Here is a 19393-nt window from a genome sequence, read left to right as displayed (position 1 = left end):
GCGGCGAAATAGGCCGCCTCCCCTTCCAGCATGATGCGATATTCATAGGAACGCTGGATGTCGGCAATCGACTCGATGGGAGCAAATTGCAGGAAGCTGTCATCTGGTCGCTTGAGCACAAAACTACCCGATCCGCGGCGCGAGGCAACAAGGCCACTTTCTCTCAGACGCGCAATTGCCGCCCGGACCGTCGGGCGCGAAGCACCCAGATCCTCGGCAAGCTCTGCCTCGGTCGGCAGCTTGCTGTTTTCTGGATAGGTGCCTGCAACGATCCGGCTCAAAAGGGCTTCATATACGGTATCGGCAAGGCTTGGGGCGGATTTTGTTTCACTCATGGATCGCGTCAAGGGGTTGTCCCGTTCGGGTCTGTCAGATCGGCAAGGCTGGGAACCGGTTGATCAGGTTCGGCTCATGTCGACTCTCGTATTTTTCGGATTTGCATCAAGCCTAACACTGATCATTCTGACGATCAATCACATCAACTCATGCGTTCTCGACATTTAAAAATTATAAATCATGAGCCAGACCTCATGATATCGATGAATTTTTTTCTCTTTATTCCAGCGATACGCAACACTACTTAAGGAAAGACTTCAGTCGCTGTGCGGTCAGGCGTGGCAGGACAAGCCAAAGGCTCTTTGGGCCCGAGGCTGCTGCCCCTGGCCGGAAATTACAAATGGCGGTGCCCTTTCACGCCCGCTACGGAGAAACACAATGTCAATCAGACCCGTTCTTTCCACTGAGCAGGCCATGGAAACCATGGAAGGTGCTGGCGTGAGGCTGCATCGCGCCTTTGGATTTCACGATCCCAAAAGGTTCGACCCTTTCCTGCTGTTTGACGATTTTCGCAGCGACGATCCCGAAGATTTCATTCGCGGTTTTCCGTGGCACCCGCATCGTGGCATCGAAACCATCACGTATGTCCTGAACGGCACTGTTGAACATGGTGACAGCCTCGGCAACCATGGCTCCCTGGGGGCCGGTGACATCCAGTGGATGACCGCAGGCTCAGGCATCATGCATCAGGAAATGCCGCAGGGGAACGAGAAAGGCCAGATGCACGGTTTCCAACTCTGGGCAAACCTGCCTGCGAGCCTCAAGATGACCGCTCCGCGCTATCAGGATGTGGAAGCCAGGGAAATTCCTCAGATCATTGATGATGACGGCACCTCGGTCAAAGTCGTGATTGGCGAATTCTGGGGCAAACGCGGGCCGGTTGACGGTATCGCCGCAGATCCCCTCTATCTCGACATTTTCGTCCCCGCAGGCGTGCGCAAACGGTTCAAGATCGACACCTACCGCAACTGTTTCGCCTATGTCTTCGAAGGCGCAGGGAAATTTGACAACAGCTCAAAGCCCCGCGGCATCCTTCTTGAAAAGGAAGTGATGGGCGAGGAAGTCAATATTCGCGACATGTCAGGCAACCGGACTCTGATCAATTTCGGAACCGGCGATGAAGTCGAGGGTCACGGCAGGCCCACAAGGGATCCGCTTCCTCCTCGTCTCCGGCGCCCCTATTCAGGAACCCGTCGCCTGGCACGGACCAATCGTGATGAATACGAAGGGACGAAATCCATCAGGCCATTCGCGAGACTGCGAAACGGCACATTCATCAAACCCGCTCACTAGATAACAACGTAACGTAAAACCAAGTCCCCGAAAGAAAGATCAAGCAAATGTCTAAAGTTCTCGTTCTCTATTACTCCGCCTATGGCCACATCGAAACAATGGGCAAACGCCATTGCAGAAGGCGCAAAAGCAGAAGGCGCAGACGTCACCATCAAACGGGTGCCGGAACTCGTGCCAGAAGAGGTAGCAAAAGCCTCCTACTACAAACTGGATCAGGTTGCACCGATCGCCGAGCCGGGCGAGCTGGATCAGTATGATGCGATCTTTGTTGGGTCAGGCACGCGCTTCGGCACCGTAGCATCCCCAGATGCGTAATTTCTGGGATCAGACCGGTGGTTTTGTGGGCCCAAGGCAAACTTGCTGGCAAAGTCGGCTCCGTCTTCACCTCATCGGCAACCCAGCATGGTGGTCAGGAAACCACGATCATGGGCTTCATTCCGACCCTTCTGCACCATGGCATGGTCGTCGTTGGTCTGCCGAACACCTTTACCGGCCAGATCGGCATCGAGGAAATGAAGGGCGGATCCCCTTATGGCGCAACAACCATCACCCGATGGTGACGGCTCGCGTCAGCCATCTGCAATCGAACTTGAAGGTGCTCGTCATCAGGGCGCATATGTCGCCAAAATCGCCAACAAGCTCAGCGCCTGATCACAACAAAAGCAACCACGGCGCAAAGAAACCAAAAGCGGATGGGGCCACTGGCCCTGTCCCCCGCAAGAATAATCAAGGTCACGGAAAGGGAAACACGCAATGGGACTGCTCATCGACGGGAAATGGGAAGATCAATGGTATGACACCAAATCCAGCGGCGGGCGGTTCGTGCGCAAGGATTCCGCTTTCCGCAACTGGATAACCGCCGATGGCTCGGCGGGACCAACTGGCGGGGCCGGCTTCAAGGCCGAGGCCGGGGCGCTATCACCTCTATGTTTCCTACGCCTGTCCATGGGCACACCGAACCCTCATTTTTCCGGGCTCTCAAAGGGCTTGAGGAAATGATCCCGGTGTCCGTTGTCAATAGCCACATGGCCGAACATGGCTGGACCTTTGAAGAGAATGAAGACGGTGTTGTGGCCGATCCTCTGTTTGACGCCCGATATTTGCACCAGATCTACACAAGGGCCGATCCCACCTACACAGGACGTGTGACGGTGTGCCGGTTCTTGTGGGACAAGAAAAAGCAGACCATCGTTTCAAACGAGTCCTCTGAAATCATCCGCATGTTCAATTTCCGCCTTCGATGATCTCGGAGCAAAACCCGGAGACTATTGGCCTAAGGCACATCGGGACGAGATCGAGCGGCTCAATGAACGTATCTATGGCAAGGTGAATAACGGGGGTCTATAAGGCAGGCTTTGCAAACCACTCAGCAAGCTTATGAAGAGGCTGTCGTGCCTCTGTTCGAAACACTGGACTGGCTGGAAGAGCGGTTGTCCCCGTTCCCGCTATCTGCTGGGCTCTGGCCTCAGCGAAGCCGATTGGCGTCTATTTACCACCCTTATCCGCTTTGATGCGGTCTATGTCGGGCATTTCAAATGCAATCTCAGGACGATCGAGTCCTATCCGAATCTGTCCAACTATGTGCGGGATCTCTATCAGATGCCCGGCATCGCCAGAACGGTGCGCATGGATCACATCAAGTCGCATTATTATGCAAGCCATGACATGATCAACCCGACGGGCATCGTGCCAATGGGGCCGGAGCTTGACTTTGCAAGACCCCACAACAGACTGAGCGCAATCGCGGCCGAGCGATCGAAAAGGTCAATGGCAAGATGAAAACAGGGCAGGATTGTCTGATCCCGCCCCCTTTTTTGCCCAGTGGTCTTATGGGCTGTGATCTGACGTCCTGCGCTCAGCAACTGGGTGGGGCGCAAGACTCTGCGCTCTATCAGTTCGCAGGCAATCAAGTTGACACGCTCCCCCGCAGGCACGCCGTTGATGATTGCAGAAACAGCGCTGCGTCCCATTTCAAAATAGGGCAGCCTTACGGTTGTCAGCTTCGGGCGAACATTTTCCGAAACCGTCACGAAGTCATCAAAACCGATGACAGACAGGTCTTGGGGAATTCGCAAGCCCAGATGAACCGCGGCATTGTAGACCATCATCGCGATGCGATCATTGCCGCAGATGATGGCAGTCGGTCGAACAGGCCTTTTCAGCAGCTCAACAGCGGTTTCGAAGGCGATATAGGTTTCACCAACGGGCAGATAACCCGAGACACCAAGGCGGCACATTTCCGGGTCAAGTTGCACGTTGCGCTCGGCCAAAGCTTTTGAAATGCCTTTGAGACGCAAGGCCGTTGCCGGGTCTTCATTCGGCAGCGAAATAACGGCTATCCTTTTATGCCCGTGGTCGAGCAGGTGAGAGGCCTGAAGAAAGCCGCCCTCCTCATCATCCGGCAAGATAACGCCATTCTTGTCCCCTGCCGGGGTGCAATTCATATAGACGACACGTTCAATATCGTTCGCATCGGATTGCTCAACAATCTTGCGATAACGCGACGCATAGATCACACCTGCGGTGTTATAGGTGCGGAACATCCGCCACAAATCCTGCTGATTGCCATTTTCGTAATTTTCAAGAGACCCAATGATCAGAACACGGTCATTGGCGATAGCCTCAGCCTGCGCACCTCTTACCAGCTCAACAGAATAGGGAGAGGTGGCGACTTTGTCGGCCAGAAACCCGATGCACGACACTTGCCTGCCGTTGAATGTCCGGGCCGCGTATTTTTTCAGATATCCATATTTTTCCGCTGCTTCGAAGATCCGCTTTGCGGTTTCATCGCTGGAACACTTTTTCCCCCGAAGCGTCAAGGACACGGTTTTATTGGAAACGCCTACCTCTTGTGCAATATCTGCCAAAGTAGCCATCTTATACCCCATATTTCATTTTAGTCTCGCTCCTGCCGCCCCCCAGCAATCAGGAACAAGATCTCAATTTGGTCTATTACGTATCAGGTCAGGTTCTCCATCAGTATCGCAATGAACAAAGAAGAATGGTGGATACGCACACGTTGGATAAGCAAAACACAACCTAAAATTGAATAATTCTAAGTTTTCTTGCGTCAAAGTCCGAAGCAAAAGGAAAACTTTACCCTTTAGACTCACATCGAAGGATACCCACACAATTAGAATAATTGCAATAAGTGTCTTCTTGTCAATCAATTAGCAAAAGACGGGTTCGGCCTGTATCGCTATTCATTGTAACTTTTGCATATATTATAATAATTACCTAAATTTCGGTAATTTTTGAATTTTTCTTCAATCCCTAGTTGATTAACCAAGAATAATCCTGCTTGGCAAGCGTCGTTTTGTAAGGTATGAGTCACGCAGAGAAACACCTTGCAAAGACGCGACAAAACGACGCAACTCTTTCTTTTCCCACCGCAAGTCCTGTCAGATAAGTCGCGACAAGATGGAAGACCCCCCTGATGTCATTTCTGAACTCTCCCAGGAATCTGGGCATATTTCTGGCGATTGCCGCAACCTTGTTTTTTGCCTGTATGGACGCAATGTCCAAAATGCTGGTTACGTCACACTCGGTATGGTTCATCATGATGGTCCGTTACTGGTTTCATCTGGGCGTTGCCGTGATCTGGGCGCTTTTGAGCAAGGAAGGATTCCGGGCTGCCGTTTCCACGCCAAAACCCTGGCTGCAAATCATGCGCGGGTTTCTGCTGGTCGCTGAAATCGCACTCATCATCTATGCCTACAGCATGCTGGGTCTGGCCGAGGTAACCACAATCATCATGTTCCACCCCCTCGTCGTGACGGCTCTGGCCGCTGTCTTTTTGGGGGAACATGTCGGCTGGCACCGGATTGGTGCCTCGCTGGTCGGGCTGGTCGGGCTTGCGATCATCATGCAACCAAGCGGTAACATCTGGGGTTATGGCGGGTTCGTGGCGCTTGTGGCGACGAGCACATTTGCCGTCTATCAGCTGTTCACGCGCCTTGCGAGCCGCTATGACACGACCTTGACCTCCTTTTTCTATGCAGGCCTCATTGGCGTCATCCTGACCACCTATCCGGGTATCATGAAAATGCCAGCCATTTCAGAGATCAACTGGCTGCTGCTTGCAGGGATTTGCGTCTTCTCGACGGCGGCACATTTCAGCGTCATGAAGGCACTCTCGCTGACCGAAGCCAGCGCCATTCAACCCTATACCTATATGCAGATCGTCTGGTCCATCCCGATCGGCTTTCTGGTGTTCGGGGCGCTTCCCATCTGGTCAACGATCCTTGGTGCCACGCTCATTGTCGGAGCCGGTCTTTACTCGATCCATCGAGCAACGCGCCCCGGTGCCGTAGACTGATCAGAACGAGAAGAAAGCCTGTAGCGGCCGGATTTCTCCCGTCACGCCAGTCATCCCTGTTATTTATAACTATGTTCCATATTGTTGAGCACCTCCCTATTGCCTAATATGGACACAAGGGTTCATTGCTGGATTGGCATCGCGGAAACTCGGTCGTTCGAGCCAAACCCGATCACGTCATGGCCTATCTGCATCTGCAAATAGTGCTCCAGACTTCTGATGCGGGAGTGACAAGCCTGCCCGGTTTGTTCTCGGGCTCGCGTTGGGCCTGCTCGTCGAATTGCCGGTCAACCAGTCACGTTGATTGTGCCTTGTCGCGTTTCCTCATGTTCGTCCGCTTGCTCCCTTTCAAAAGGCCAGGATTGGCTTCGTCGCTGTTTTCGCCATTGGGTGTCGCTTGACAGGTCAGAGCCGCTTCTGGCTGGGTCTGGAGGAGTAGACACCATGACTATCAAGAGCATCCTGTATGCCTATTGCGGCGAGCAAGATGAAGGAAGCGGTCTTGATTATGCCGTCAAACTCGCCAAACACCATGATGCCTGGCTCACAGGCATCATCCGCAATGGATATTCGAAAATGGAACGGCGGATCAAATCCATCGTCTCGGATGACATCCATCGCGCGGTCAAGGAAGCCGAGCAGAAACGCATCGCCTATATCATCGAGCGGTTTGAAGATGTGATGAACGAGAAGGGCATCAAGAACAAGACCTCTTTCATTGATGTCGAACCGCACATGCTGACCAGCATTTCAGAAATCGCCCGCTCGTATGATCTGGTCGTGACGGGCAATCACCCCGATGATGAGCTTTATGAATTCCTGGCCGCCTACCCCGACCGGATCGCGCTGCAAAGCGGGCGGCCGGTGATCGTCGTGCCAGACGGCTATCGCTCCGATTGCCCACCAAGGAGGGCCCTGATCGCATGGGATGGCAGACGGACCGTCGCCCGGACGGTCGGAGACGCCATGCCGATGCTTGAAAATTGCGGGATGGTGACCCTGCTGACGGTTGGTCCAGCCCACACGGTCGATCAGCATCCCGATGGTGGCATCATGCAATTGCTGGCCCGGCACGGTATCGATGCAACGCATGTTCATGATCGCGGCATCGGCAAATCCGTCGCGGAAGTGATTGTTCAGGTGGCAGAAGAGGCCAGCGCGAGCCTCGTCGTCATGGGAGCCTTCGAGCATTCAAAATTCAGTCAGGACATTTTCGGCGGGGTAACCACAGAAATGCTGAAAAGCGTTCATGTGCCCGTCTTCATGTCTCATTGAACAGTCGCGCCACACCGGCCGTCTTGCCAAAACCTCCTTGACAGGCAAGACGCCAGGGCAATCCGGTTTCCCGACCCTAACTGGCAGCTTCAAGAATAGATTTCAGCGCCTCATGGGAAAGGATAACCGGGTTGCCTTTCATCGATGAAGACCTCTTTGAGGCCTCGACAACCTCTGAAATCATGTCGGAAGGCAGGCCAAGCTCTGAAAGGGTTGGCAATCCATTCCCTCGGGCCCAATTGGCAAGATGGTCAAGAGACTGTTTTTGAGACACTCCTAGCGCCTCAGCGATCCAGCTTCTGACCTCGGAAAATCTTTGCAACAGTGCCCCCGAAGGTTGATTTTGGCAGAGGGCCTGCTCGTTGGCCTTCAACACATGGGGCAGAAGCGCACCGCACAATGCGCCATGGGCGGCTCCGGTTTCGCCACCAATCACGCCGGCAAATCCGTGGACTGCACCAAGTCCGGCATTGGCAAGCGCCAGTCCTCCACAAAGGCTCGTATAGGCCAGAGCGTCCCGCGCCGCTTCGCTTTCCCCTTCCATCAAGGACACAAGGGCCGTCAACCCTTGTGGTATCGCCGAGCGGCAGAGAGCATCAGTCAGGGGATTGGACTTGCAAGACAGATATGGCTCAATGACTTGCGTGATGGCATCAAGGCCACTTGCAAGCGTGATCGCCTTGGGCAAGTGATCGGTAAGCGCCGGATCCACAATGGCAAGGCGGGGCAGCATGCGCGGATCGCGCAAGGACACCTTCCGTCTCGCCTGTGGCACGGTCAGAACAGCGTTTTTGGTGACTTCCGCGCCGGTCCCTGCCGTCGTGGGCAACGCCGCAAAGGGCAAGGGGTCCTGATCAAGCGGCAGACCCTTGCCGACAATCTCGAGATAATCCAGCGCCTCGCCACGTGCAGCGACAAGCGCGGAGAGCGCCTTGCCCGCATCGATGACCGCCCCGCCACCAATTGCGATGACGGCATCGATTCCCGCTTGCCGGGCTTTCGTGACACCCTTGCCAATCATGACGATATCCGGCTCTGTCGGGATAGCATATGTCTCTTTATATATACCCCTCGTTTCGAGCGCCTCCAGAAGCCATCTCGCCCGCCCCTCGTCGCGGCCATGAACGATCAGCAGTCTCGAGCCCAAAGCTGCAATCTCATCAAGATGACGCGTCGCTTCTCCACGGCCGAAATGAATGGCGGTTGCTGTCATGAACTGGAATGGTGTGAGTTGGCTTCGCATACTCGTTTTCTCCCCGGATCGCCAGACACCAGATGAGCTGACGATTTGCCGACATGTCAGTTTTGGTCAGATGGGCTTGGGCCTTGAGAAAGAGGTTCCATCCCAATCCTTGTGTGTCTTGAGCTGGCAACACGGTTGCCAGTCTGTGTCTCACCCGACACGCTCGTCAGCATGGACCTTCAACCGGCAAGGCACTCTCTTTTTATATATGTATATCCAATGGTGGAAAGAGGCACTCCTTTTTGTGCTCTCTTCGACTCAAAAGCTTTGTTCAAGCCAAGCCGTGCACCAGCAACGGCACCGCAACTTGCATCAGGCCGCATAAAAACCGCGCTGAATGGACGAATCGCACTGGCTCCAAATCACCGATTTCGACCGACGGAATTCGGGCCTTGCATCTTCCAACCGGAGAAGTCTTTGAGCTGCCTGCATTTTTCAATCCTTGCCTAATTTTTCCTAGTAGACATGCATTGAATGCATGGCTCAAAAACATGCGTCAAAAGCGCCAACCGAAAAATACTTACTACTAATTAATCAACTTCTTGCGTCGCAAAATGTTGCAGTGCGGTGCAAAACTTTAACGAATATACGTGTATTTACGCATTATTTTTCCGGAATCAATGCATCTCTTGTTCATATTATTCCAATTTTGACGCCTCTCTAGCTATGCATTTAATGCAAGTCGATCATTCCAGCTATTATGCTATTGTTTTTACTTGGTTTTTTGAATCGTTTTTGAAACCATTCGATTTGCGTCGAGGTGGGGCTTTGATATATACTGATCTCGAAAGTCAAGGAGGGAATGACTTAGTAATTTGACTGGATCTATGGAATTGCCCAGTCCTTGAAAATATCCCGGCTCGTACACTGTTTTAATCGGGTTGCTGAGGCAGCTGGAAACGGTCGAGCTATGTCGAAATGGCGGTATTGCTGCCATTCACTAAACGGAACTCAAATTTACTCGTTTAACAGTGAGGATACTGATTATGAACTACATGAGTGATAAACCCGTTGTCGCCGACCCTTGGCAGGGCTTCTCGGAAGGCGATTGGCGCAGCAAAATCGACGTGCGCGGGTTCATTCAGGAAAACTACACGCCTTATGAAGGCGATGACAGCTTCCTCGCTGACGCAACCGACCGTACCAAACAGGTCTGGGAAGAACTCGGTGTCCTGCTTAAGAAAGAACGCGAAGCAGGCGTCCTTGACGTGTCTACCATTCCTTCCTCCATTACCGCTCACGATGCCGGTTACATCAACAAGGACATCGAGCTGATCGTCGGTCTTCAGACGGACGCTCCTCTCAAACGCGCGATCATGCCAAATGGCGGCCTGCGCATGGTTGAAGGCGGCATGGAAGCATTCGGTTTCAAACCCGATGCAAGCGTTCACGAAATCTGGACAAAATATCGCAAAGACCACAACTCGGGTGTTTTCGATATCTACAGCCCGGAAATCCTGGCTTGCCGCAAATCTGGCGTCATCACCGGTCTGCCCGATGCATATGGCCGTGGCCGCATCATCGGCGACTATCGCCGTACCGCTCTTTATGGCATCGACTTCCTGAAAGAACAGAAACTGGCCGAAAAAGCCGAGCTTGACGATGCCGTGTTCGACATGGACACCATCCGTCTTCGCGAAGAGCTGTCCGAACAGTATCGCGCTCTGGAAGAACTGAAGGAAATGGGCCTGAAATATGGCGTTGACATGTCCCTGCCTGCTTCCAACGCTCGCGAAGCCATTCAGTTCACCTACCTGTCATATCTGGCTGCTGTCAAAGAGCAGAATGGCGCAGCGATGTCCTTCGGTCGTACCTCGACCTTCCTCGACATCTTCATCAAACGTGACATCGATGCAGGCATCCTGACCGAAGAACAGGCTCAGGAAATGATCGACGACATGGTCATCAAGCTTCGTATCGTCCGCTTCCTGCGCACGCCTGAATATGATGAACTGTTCTCTGGCGATCCGACCTGGGTTACCGAATCCATCGGTGGTGTTGGCCTTGACGGTCGCCCGCTGGTTACCAAAAGCTCGTTCCGTATTCTGAACACCCTTTACAATCTGGGTCCTGCACCAGAGCCAAACCTCACGGTTCTGTGGTCTTCCAAACTGCCGCGCGGCTTCAAGGACTTCTGCGCCAAGGTTTCCAAAGACACCTCTGCTATTCAGTATGAAAATGATGATCTGATGCGTCCGAAATGGGGCGACGACTATGGCATTGCCTGCTGCGTCTCCGCCATGGCGATCGGCAAACAGATGCAGTTCTTCGGCGCTCGTGCCAACCTTGCAAAAGCTCTGCTTTATGCAATCAACGGCGGCGTTGACGAAAAGTCCGGCAAGAAAATTGCTGATGGTCTGGAACCGATCACCGGTGACGTTCTCGACTATGAAGAAGTCATGGCAAAATACGATGTCGCCATGGAATGGCTGGCCAAGACCTATGTCAAGGCTCTGAATGCCATTCACTACATGCACGATAAATATGCTTACGAACGCATCGAAATGGCGCTGCATGACCGTGACATCCTGCGCACCATGGCTTGCGGCATCGCCGGTCTGTCCATCGCAGCCGACTCCCTGTCAGCCATGAAATATGCCAAAGTGCACGTCATCCGTAACGATGAAGGTCTGGCAGTCGATTACAAGATCGAGGGCGAATATCCGGCATTCGGCAACAATGATGACCGTGTTGACGAAATCGCCAGCTACCTCACCGAAGCCTTCATGAAGAAAGTTGCTGGCCAGCCTTACTTCTATCGCGATGCAATGCCAACCCAGTCCATCCTGACCATCACCTCCAACGTGGTCTATGGCAAGAAAACCGGCAACACCCCTTGCGGTCGTCGCGCTGGCGAGCCTTTCGCTCCGGGTGCAAACCCAATGAATGGCCGCGACAAGAAAGGTTTTGTTGCTGCGGGTGCTTCGGTTGCCAAACTGCCCTATGACTATGCACAGGACGGCATCAGCTGGACCGCTTCTGCCACCCCGACCTCCATGGGCCACAATGACAACGAACAGATCCGCAACCTGGCAAACTGCCTTGACGGTTTCTGTGACGCTGGCGGCTTCCATGTGAACGTCAACATGCTACGGCGTGAAACGCTGGAAGACGCAATGGAGCATCCTGAGAAATATCCTCAGCTGACCGTCCGCGTTTCCGGGTATGCCGTAAACTTCGTCAAACTGACCCGTGAACAACAGCTCGACGTTCTGAGCCGCACGTTCCATGGCTGCATGTAAGCCACTGGGTCTGTCTGAATAAAATGGATGAGCCGGGAAGCGCTTTGCTTTTCGGCTCTCTTTTTGCCTTGGCATTCTGTTGGCAGGATCAGGTTCTGATGTCTCCGGGACACGCATGACCTACCCCGGCGGCAGTCAGGTGACGGGCGGGGCCAGAGACGAAATTGTGCCTTGCCCATTTGATGCGATACAAGTTTTTTCAAAGCTGCTATAAGTAGAAGACCGCAAGGCAGCAAAGAGAGTCCGGCTGCGACAGAGGAGATACGCATTGACCGTCAGCATCCATGAAACCCATTTGCAAGATGTTCATAACACGTCGACACATGGCTATCTTCATTCGATGGAGTCTGGTGCAGCGGTCGACGGGCCGGGCATGCGGTTTGTCTTTTTCATGGCCGGTTGCCTGTTCCGCTGCCTCTATTGCCACAATCCCGATACCTGGAAGCTGCATAACGGCACCTATATCGATGTGGACATGGTCTTGAAAGAATTGAAAGGCTATTCGGGTTTCCTGAAATTCGCCGGTGGGGTGACCTTTTCCGGTGGTGAGCCGCTGATGCAGGCCGAATTTGTCGGAGAAGCGGCCCGCGCGATCAAGGAACAATACGGGCTCCACATCGCGCTCGATACCCAGGGCTTTCTGCACACCAATGTCGATGACAGCTGGTTCGATGCCTTCGATCTGATCATGCTCGACATCAAGCATATCGACCCGGTCAAATACAAGGAACTGACCTATCAGGATCTGCAACCAACGCTCGATTTCGCAGAGCGCATGGTTCGGCTCAAGAAAGACATGCGCATCCGCTATGTGCTGGTGCCGGACTGGTCCGATGACAAGGCGGACATCGAGAAGATGGCCGACTATGTCGCAAGTCTTGGCGATGTCGTCGAAATGGTCGAGCTGCTGCCCTTCCATCAGATGGGAATGGACAAGTGGGACAAGCTCGGCATGGAGTATAAATTGCGCGACCTACGCACGCCGACACCTCAGGAGGCAGAAGCGGCCCGCGATATTTTCCGCTCCCGCGGCATTCAGACAACCTGATCCGGGCGCTTTTCTGACGCTGTCTGGATCAAGACAAGGGGCGAGGCAGCGGGACACTTCCGCCATCTCGCCTTTTTTTGTGGGCAGAATTATGGGCGTCTTCCCTCCCCGGATCCATGCCTTTATGTCAAAGGCTGGCAAGCTCCACACGCCGCCCGTCATCCGCGCTTGATTTGGCAAGGGCTGCAATCAATCGATGCACCTTGAGGGCATCGCGACCCGGAGCGATGAGATCCGCCTTGCCCGCAACGGCCTGCGCAAAATTCTCGATGATGCCCATATGCCAGTCATAGGGGAACGCCATGGGATCGGCCCCGCCTCCAGAGCTGCCCTTTTCCTCGAAGCTTTCACTATTGCCATCACGCCAGTGAAGGCTGAGGCTGCCCCCTTCCAGAACCGCTGTGCCAAGCGTACCATCGATATGAATCACTTCGGCGGAACCGGGAAAGGCGGCGGTTGTCGTGCAGACATTGCCCACGGCGCCATTTTCAAAGACGAGACCGGCGGACGCGAAATCTTCCGCTTCCATGGCGTGGAGGCGAGTTGTGGCAAGCATGGCCTGAACCGATTTGACGGGACCGCACAGGGAAATCATGAGATCGAGCACATGAATGGCCTGAGTGATCAGCACACCGCCACCATCCTGCTCAAATGTTCCCCGTCCGGGTTGGTCATAATAATCCTGAGGCCGCCACCATGGGACCTCGACCCGGACCATCGCGATATCACCCAGTTGCCCGCTCCTGATGATTTCGGCAAGCCGAACAGCGCCCGGACGCACCCGATGTTGCAATACCATTCCCAGCATCACGCCCGCCTGCTCGGCTGTTTCGACAACCTTGATTGCGGCGGCAAGAGTACGCTCCAGCGGTTTTTCCAGAAGGATATGTTTGCCCGCTGCTGCGAGTGTCGAAATGATCTCAAGACGTGCATCCGGTGGGGTCAGGACCAGAACAGCCTCGGTATCCTTGTCTGCGGAAATTTCCTCAATGCTGGAAAAAGCCCTGACCTGCATGGCCTCGGCGGCTGATATCCGGCGGCGTTCGCTGCGCATATAAAGGCCTGTGAGGTCAACCCTGTCATGCAGCGCTTCCAATGCGGAAACGTGCGCTCTTGCTGCCATTCCAAGCCCGATAATTGCCAGTTTCATGGTCCCTCCTTGATGCGACACCCTGAATGGTCCGGTCAGGCAACGTTCGCACAGTCTTTTTATTGAAAGGCAACGATGAAACAATCATGACACTTTGGCAAGTCATCATTTGACAGAGCAGAGTCTCTGTTTTCTCAAACGCGGATTGCAATTTTTGATGTGCAAAAGAGAAAATTCGACTGATCTGCCCCACACTTTGACACAGTCCAATGTAAGGAATACCACTACTGTTATTCTTGTCTATTCTGGAATGACTGGACCATACCCACATTGCAAGGCGACCAGATATTTCAAGCAATGCGTTTCGACCAACCACCTCGCTCCAATTGAAAAACCATTTTATTGAAACAATTGAAGCCTCTAGGAGACAAACATGCCCTCCTCTTCCCCTGTAAAATACTCATCGACAGCGGTTCTGCTCCATTGGATTGGCGCTCTAATGGTGATCGGCCTAATTGTCGTAGGAAAACTCATGGAAGATATGACGGGTACCGAGAAAATGACCGTCCTTTCCATTCATTATTATGGAGGACTGGCGACCGGTGTCGTTTTTCTGCTTCGTCTCGTCTTTTTCTTTGTTCATGCCCGCCCGAATGACGATCCATCCTGGCCAACATGGCAGGCAAAGATTGCCAAGCTCGTTCACGCCATCCTTTATCTTCTGCCCATTATCATGGTCGCCAGCGGCATGATCGCAATGAGTGTCTATGGTCTCGGCACCTATGTGAGTGCAGGCGATTTTGAAGGTTATCAAGCAGCCAGCCGTGTTCCGCCTATGCTGGTACATGCCTTGACCGCAAGTCTCCTGATCGCAGCCATTGCACTTCATGTCGTGGCAGCCCTTTACCATCAGTTCGTTCAGAAGGATCATATCTTCAAACGTATTTCCATGCGTAAGGCATGAGCACCGGGAAAAGCCGATAATAGAAAAGGCCGCTTGCGAAATTTTTCAGAAGCGGCCTTTTTCATTTCAATAAGCAGTGACAGCTCGAGACAAATACCAGACCGGTCTTTGTCTCGTCTGCGGGTGAATCCTATGCGTCTTCGAATTCGATCAGCAGATCCTTGGCGTCGATCTTGCCACCCGGAGAGACATGGACGTCCTTGATCACCGCATCGCGCTCGGCGTGAATGCCGGTTTCCATTTTCATCGCTTCGATAGTCAGCAGCAGATCGCCTTCGCGCACTTGCTGGCCAGCCTTGACACCGATGGTCGCCACAACGCCTGGCATCGGAGCGCCAATATGGTTGGGATTGTTCGGCTCGGCTTTCGGGCGTTGGGCCGTGGTGGACTTGACCAGACGGTTCGGCACCGTGACCGAACGGGGCTGACCATTCAACTCGAAGAAGACTTTCACGTCGCCCTCATCGTTGGTTTCACCAACAGCCTGAAGCCGGATTTCCAAGGTCTTGCCCGGAGAGATCTCGGCAGAGATTTCCTCGCCTTGTGTCATGCCATAGAAGAAGGTTTTCGTTGGCAGGGTGCGCACCGGACCATAAAGACGGTGGCGGCCCATATAGTCGAGGAACACCTTCGGATACATCAGGTAACCGTTGAGGTCTTCATCATCCACGGTGAAGCCTTCCAGCTCCTTGGAAAGCGTGTTGCGCACATCCTCAAGGTCGACCGCTGGCAGATGTTTGCCGGGACGTTCGGTATTGGGCTTTTCACCCTTGAGCACCTTGTCGATGATGTGGGCGGGGAAACCACCTTCCGGCTGCCCAAGATTGCCGCGCATCATGTCGATGACGGAATCGGGGAAGGACAGATCAACGGTGGGATCTTCCACCTGTTTGCGGGTCAGGCCCTGACTGACCATCATCAGCGCCATATCGCCAACCACTTTCGAAGACGGGGTCACCTTGACGATATCGCCGAACATCAGGTTGACATCGGCATAGGTCTGGGCGACTTCGTGCCAGCGCTCTTCAAGGCCGAGGCTGCGTGCCTGAGCCTTGAGGTTTGTGAACTGACCGCCCGGCATCTCGTGCAGGTAGACTTCGGACGCCGGAGACGTTGTGCCGCTCTCGAAGGCCCGATACTGGCCGCGCACTGCTTCCCAATATTCGGAAATCTCGCGCACCGCTTCGATGTCGAGCCCGGTGTCACGCTCGGTGTGACGCAGAGCCTCGACGATCGAACCAAGACATGGCTGGGAAGTGGAGCCAGAGAAGGCATCCATCGCAGCATCCACCGCGTCAACGCCGGCCTCGGCAGCGGCGATAATCGTTGCCCCGGAGAGGCCGGAGGTATCGTGGGTGTGCAGATGGATCGGCAGGCCGACCTCTTCCTTCAGAGCCTTGACGAGGGTACGGGCCTGTGCCGGTTTCAAAAGGCCGGCCATGTCCTTCAGCCCCAGAATGTGAGCCCCGGCATCACGCAATTCCTTGCCCATCCGAACATAATATTTCAGGTCATACTTGGCCCGGTTCGGATCGAACAGATCGCCGGTGTAGCAGATCGTGCCTTCGCAGACCTTGTTGTTCTCCAGAACGGCATCCATCGCGACCCGCATATTCTCAACCCAGTTGAGACTGTCGAACACACGGAACAGATCGACACCGGTGGTTGCGGCCTGTTTGACGAAGCTTTGCACCACATTGTCAGGATAGTTGGTGTAACCAACGCCGTTGGAGCCGCGCAGCAGCATCTGAATCATGATGTTCGGCATGGTGGCACGCAGATCGCGCAGACGCTGCCATGGGCATTCCTGCAAGAAACGATAAGCCACATCGAAAGTCGCCCCACCCCATGCTTCCACCGAGAAGAGCTGCGGCAGATTGGCGGCATAGCTCGGAGCCACCTTGATCATGTCCAGCGAGCGCATGCGAGTGGCGAGCAGCGACTGATGTCCATCCCGCATGGTGGTGTCGGTCACAAGCAACTGTTTCTGCCCGGCCATCCAGTCGGCAACGGCCTGCGGCCCCTTGGCCTCAAGCAGGTTCCTGCTGCCGGACACCATCTCTTCGGACTTGCGCAAAGGCACGACGGGTGGGCGCAGGCCATCGGCAGGTCTGGGCCGATCCTTGACCTCCGGATGACCATTGACCGTGATGTCGGCAATATAGGTCAACACCTTGGTGCCACGGTCGCGGCGCTTCTTGAAGGTGAAAAGCTCAGGCGTGGTGTCGATGAATTTGGTCGTATAGGTGTTGTTCAGGAAGGTCGGATGCTTGAGCAGATTCTCGACAAAGGCGATGTTGGTTGACACTCCACGCACACGGAATTCGCGCAGGGCGCGGTCCATGCGGGCGATGGCCTGTTCCGGGGTCGGAGCCCATGCGGTTACCTTGGTCAGCAGGCTGTCATAATAGCGGGTGATGACACCGCCGGTATAGGCGGTACCGCCATCAAGACGGATACCCATGCCCGTCGCAGAGCGATAGGCATTGAGGCGACCATAGTCGGGAATGAAGTTGTTCTGCGGATCTTCCGTGGTAACGCGACATTGAAGCGCATGACCATGCAGCTGAACACCCTCCTGGCTCGAAACCCCGGTGGCTTCGGCGATGGTCTTGCCTTCTGCGATCTTGATCTGGGCCTGCACGATATCGATGCCGGTCACTTCCTCGGTCACCGTATGCTCGACCTGAACGCGCGGATTGACCTCGATGAAGTAGAAAGCACCGCTTTCCATATCCATCAGGAATTCAACCGTGCCGGCACATTCATAATTGACGTGCTTGCAGATCTTGTAACCCAGCTCACAAATTTCCGTGCGCTGCTCTTCGGTGAGATACGGAGCCGGAGCGCGCTCGACGACCTTCTGGTTGCGGCGCTGGACCGAGCAGTCACGTTCGTAAAGGTGATACATGCCGCCATGGCTATCACCCAGTATCTGAACCTCGACATGGCGGGCGCGGGTGATCATCTTTTCAAGATACCCCTCGCCGTTGCCAAAGGCATTCTCGGCTTCACGGCGGCCTTCGAGAATTTTCTCTTGCAGCTCATCAGGGCCATTGATCGGGCGCATGCCGCGACCTCCGCCGCCCCAGCTTGCCTTGAGCATCAAGGGATAGCCGATCTCTTCTGCTTCGCGGGCAATCTGAACCATGTCGTCGCCCAGAACTTCGGTCGCCGGAATGACCGGAACACCCGCTTCAATGGCCACTTTACGGGCCGAGGCCTTGTCACCCAACTGGCGCATGGTCTTGGCTTTCGGACCGATGAAAGTGATCCCCGCCTCGACACAGGCGTCGACAAAATTCGGATTTTCAGACAGCAGGCCATAGCCGGGATGAATGGCGTCGGCACCGCTTTCCTTGGCCACACGGATGATTTCCGAAATGGACAAGTAGGCCGCAACCGGGCCCATGCCCTCACCGACCCGATAGGCTTCGTCCGCCTTGAAGCGGTGCAAGCTGAGCTTGTCTTCCTCGGCGTAGATGGCCACGGTTCGTTTGCCCAGCTCGTTGGCGGCGCGCATGACGCGAATTGCGATCTCGCCACGGTTGGCAATCAGGATTTTCTTGAAGTCAGCCATAACTAGTCCATTCCCGGTAGTTGCTTCCTGCCAGATCGACTTTGTTCGAAACTGACAAGAGAGCGTGTAAAGACATTGGTGAGCCGCTGGATTCCGTGTCCAGTCAGGCAGATGCAAGAAAGAGAAGCAAGCTCCATTCACTTGCCCGTTGGTTCTTGCGCTGGTTTGAAAGGCTGCATGACCTGACGCAGGCTATTTGACCTATGCAGAATGCTTGCCCCGAGGTGTCAGGCGGTCGGACAGACCCCAATCGGTTTGCCCCATTGGCCAGGCCCAGAAGGGATATGAAGTCCGATACAAAAACTAAATCTCTCAAACCACTGATATATTTAAACGATACTGTTTACAATCACGATCTAGCAAGCCCCCCATGATCTTTCAAGCCTCTTGTTTCCAAAAACGAAGAAAAACCCAAAGCACCTGACATGTTTTCTATTTGAGAAATATTTATGCAGAATGCAGAGCACTAGACAACAGAATTTTCTCGCAATCCCGTTATTAAACGAAAGTCGTTGTTGTTAAGTTTTATTCTTCCATTCCAACCGCTTCCGGACGAAGCAAGCGGGACAGCACGACTCGCAAGGGTTCGCCAATCACTTCCGGTTTCCGCGTTAGGGCATTGAGATAAACATGAACAAAGTGGCCTTCAGCTGAGGCATTCTCCTCTTCGTTGCGAAACAGGCCCAACTCGTAGCGCACGGAAGAATGACCAATATGGCAAATGCGCAGCCCCGCCGTCAGCTTGTCGGGAAAGGCAACCTCTGAAAAATAGGTGCAGCCATTTTGTGCGATAACAGAGACTTGCCGGTCCTTGTGCAAGTTGAGAATACCGTTATTGACAAGCCAACTGCTGATCGCGGTATCAAACAGGGAATAATAGACCATGTTATTGATATGGCCGAAAACATCGTTGTCCGACCAACGGGTTTGCAGCTCCATAAACTCGACATAATCTCTTCGGTGGTCCGGGGCCTTGCGCATCTCCGACCATCTCCTTCTCTATT

Annotated in this window: 12 protein-coding genes and 3 pseudogenes; 9 read left to right on the top strand and 6 right to left on the bottom strand. The window is 54.0% G+C overall.

Annotated elements, in window-relative coordinates:
- A partial coding sequence (locus ACHZB8_RS17165; protein WP_316862105.1) for a GntR family transcriptional regulator occupies nt 1-335 on the bottom strand: 335 nt, incomplete at its 3' end.
- Between ACHZB8_RS17165 and ACHZB8_RS17160 the strand changes: the two genes are divergently transcribed.
- The 4 genes and pseudogenes from ACHZB8_RS17160 to ACHZB8_RS17145 all read left to right on the top strand — a co-directional run.
- Nucleotides 334-504, top strand: coding sequence for a hypothetical protein (locus tag ACHZB8_RS17160; protein WP_316862104.1), 171 nt, complete (start codon nt 334-336; stop codon nt 502-504). The two genes, ACHZB8_RS17165 and ACHZB8_RS17160, sit on opposite strands and share 2 nt — an antisense overlap.
- A 210-nt stretch (nt 505-714) precedes the next feature.
- Nucleotides 715-1629: pseudogene (locus tag ACHZB8_RS17155) on the top strand (pirin family protein).
- Nucleotides 1630-1676: 47 nt separating this feature from the next.
- Nucleotides 1677-2280 (top strand): annotated as a pseudogene (gene wrbA / locus ACHZB8_RS17150) (NAD(P)H:quinone oxidoreductase).
- A 102-nt stretch (nt 2281-2382) separates the two neighbouring features.
- Nucleotides 2383-3360: pseudogene (locus ACHZB8_RS17145) on the top strand (glutathione S-transferase family protein); the annotation flags it as partial.
- Here the strand turns inward: ACHZB8_RS17145 and ACHZB8_RS17140 are convergent.
- Nucleotides 3279-4505, bottom strand: coding sequence for a LacI family DNA-binding transcriptional regulator (locus tag ACHZB8_RS17140; RefSeq protein WP_316862103.1), 1227 nt, complete (start codon nt 4503-4505; stop codon nt 3279-3281). The pseudogene ACHZB8_RS17145 and the gene ACHZB8_RS17140 sit on opposite strands and share 82 nt — an antisense overlap.
- A 560-nt stretch (nt 4506-5065) precedes the next feature.
- On the opposite strand from ACHZB8_RS17140, the gene ACHZB8_RS17135 reads away from it, so the two are divergent.
- Nucleotides 5066-5947, top strand: a complete 882-nt coding sequence (locus ACHZB8_RS17135) for a DMT family transporter (protein WP_316862101.1) — start codon at nt 5066-5068, stop codon at nt 5945-5947.
- 444 nt (nt 5948-6391) lie between these two features.
- Nucleotides 6392-7222, top strand: a complete 831-nt coding sequence (locus tag ACHZB8_RS17130; protein ID WP_316862099.1) for a universal stress protein — start codon at nt 6392-6394, stop codon at nt 7220-7222.
- 76 nt (nt 7223-7298) lie between these two features.
- Here ACHZB8_RS17130 and ACHZB8_RS17125 read toward each other — a convergent pair whose 3' ends face one another.
- On the bottom strand, nt 7299-8465 hold the full coding sequence (locus tag ACHZB8_RS17125; RefSeq protein ID WP_316862097.1) for an iron-containing alcohol dehydrogenase: 1167 nt from the start codon (nt 8463-8465) through the stop codon (nt 7299-7301).
- Nucleotides 8466-9451: 986 nt separating this feature from the next.
- On the opposite strand from ACHZB8_RS17125, the gene pflB reads away from it, so the two are divergent.
- Nucleotides 9452-11707 (top strand): formate C-acetyltransferase, encoded by a 2256-nt coding sequence (pflB, locus tag ACHZB8_RS17120; RefSeq protein WP_316862096.1) that lies wholly within the window; start codon nt 9452-9454, stop codon nt 11705-11707.
- A gap of 268 nt (nt 11708-11975) precedes the next feature.
- On the top strand, nt 11976-12755 hold the full coding sequence (pflA, locus tag ACHZB8_RS17115) for a pyruvate formate-lyase-activating protein (protein ID WP_316862095.1): 780 nt from the start codon (nt 11976-11978) through the stop codon (nt 12753-12755).
- A 127-nt stretch (nt 12756-12882) separates the two neighbouring features.
- On the opposite strand, the gene ACHZB8_RS17110 is transcribed toward pflA, so the two are convergent.
- On the bottom strand, nt 12883-13905 hold the full coding sequence (locus ACHZB8_RS17110) for a Gfo/Idh/MocA family oxidoreductase (protein WP_316862094.1): 1023 nt from the start codon (nt 13903-13905) through the stop codon (nt 12883-12885).
- Nucleotides 13906-14278: 373 nt separating this feature from the next.
- On the opposite strand from ACHZB8_RS17110, the gene ACHZB8_RS17105 reads away from it, so the two are divergent.
- The gene (locus tag ACHZB8_RS17105) at nt 14279-14809 is read left to right on the top strand and encodes a cytochrome b/b6 domain-containing protein (RefSeq protein WP_316862093.1); all 531 of its coding nucleotides are present in this window, start codon (nt 14279-14281) and stop codon (nt 14807-14809) included.
- Between the two features lie 130 nt (nt 14810-14939).
- Here the strand turns inward: ACHZB8_RS17105 and ACHZB8_RS17100 are convergent, their stop codons facing one another.
- Nucleotides 14940-18389, bottom strand: a complete 3450-nt coding sequence (locus ACHZB8_RS17100; protein ID WP_316862092.1) for a pyruvate carboxylase — start codon at nt 18387-18389, stop codon at nt 14940-14942.
- Nucleotides 18390-18914: 525 nt separating this feature from the next.
- On the bottom strand, nt 18915-19370 hold the full coding sequence (locus ACHZB8_RS17095) for a thioesterase family protein (RefSeq protein ID WP_316862091.1): 456 nt from the start codon (nt 19368-19370) through the stop codon (nt 18915-18917).
- Nucleotides 19371-19393 lie beyond the last annotated feature (23 nt).

The organism is uncultured Cohaesibacter sp. (genome assembly GCF_963556055.3).
Taxonomy (GTDB): Bacteria; Pseudomonadota; Alphaproteobacteria; order Rhizobiales; family Cohaesibacteraceae; genus Cohaesibacter.
The sequence above is the reverse complement of the archived record's forward strand: the minus strand, read 5'-3'. Positions and strand labels throughout refer to the sequence as shown.

Coding starts and splice junctions, on each gene's coding strand:
- ACHZB8_RS17130 (WP_316862099.1), top strand. CDS start 6,392: ATGACTATCAAGAGCATCCTGTATGCCTATTGCGGCGAGCAAGATGAA.
- ACHZB8_RS17140 (WP_316862103.1), bottom strand. CDS start 4,505: ATGGCTACTTTGGCAGATATTGCACAAGAGGTAGGCGTTTCCAATAAA.
- ACHZB8_RS17105 (WP_316862093.1), top strand. CDS start 14,279: ATGCCCTCCTCTTCCCCTGTAAAATACTCATCGACAGCGGTTCTGCTC.
- pflB (WP_316862096.1), top strand. CDS start 9,452: ATGAACTACATGAGTGATAAACCCGTTGTCGCCGACCCTTGGCAGGGC.
- ACHZB8_RS17125 (WP_316862097.1), bottom strand. CDS start 8,465: ATGCGAAGCCAACTCACACCATTCCAGTTCATGACAGCAACCGCCATT.
- ACHZB8_RS17160 (WP_316862104.1), top strand. CDS start 334: ATGGATCGCGTCAAGGGGTTGTCCCGTTCGGGTCTGTCAGATCGGCAA.
- ACHZB8_RS17095 (WP_316862091.1), bottom strand. CDS start 19,370: ATGCGCAAGGCCCCGGACCACCGAAGAGATTATGTCGAGTTTATGGAG.
- ACHZB8_RS17100 (WP_316862092.1), bottom strand. CDS start 18,389: ATGGCTGACTTCAAGAAAATCCTGATTGCCAACCGTGGCGAGATCGCA.
- ACHZB8_RS17135 (WP_316862101.1), top strand. CDS start 5,066: ATGTCATTTCTGAACTCTCCCAGGAATCTGGGCATATTTCTGGCGATT.
- ACHZB8_RS17110 (WP_316862094.1), bottom strand. CDS start 13,905: ATGAAACTGGCAATTATCGGGCTTGGAATGGCAGCAAGAGCGCACGTT.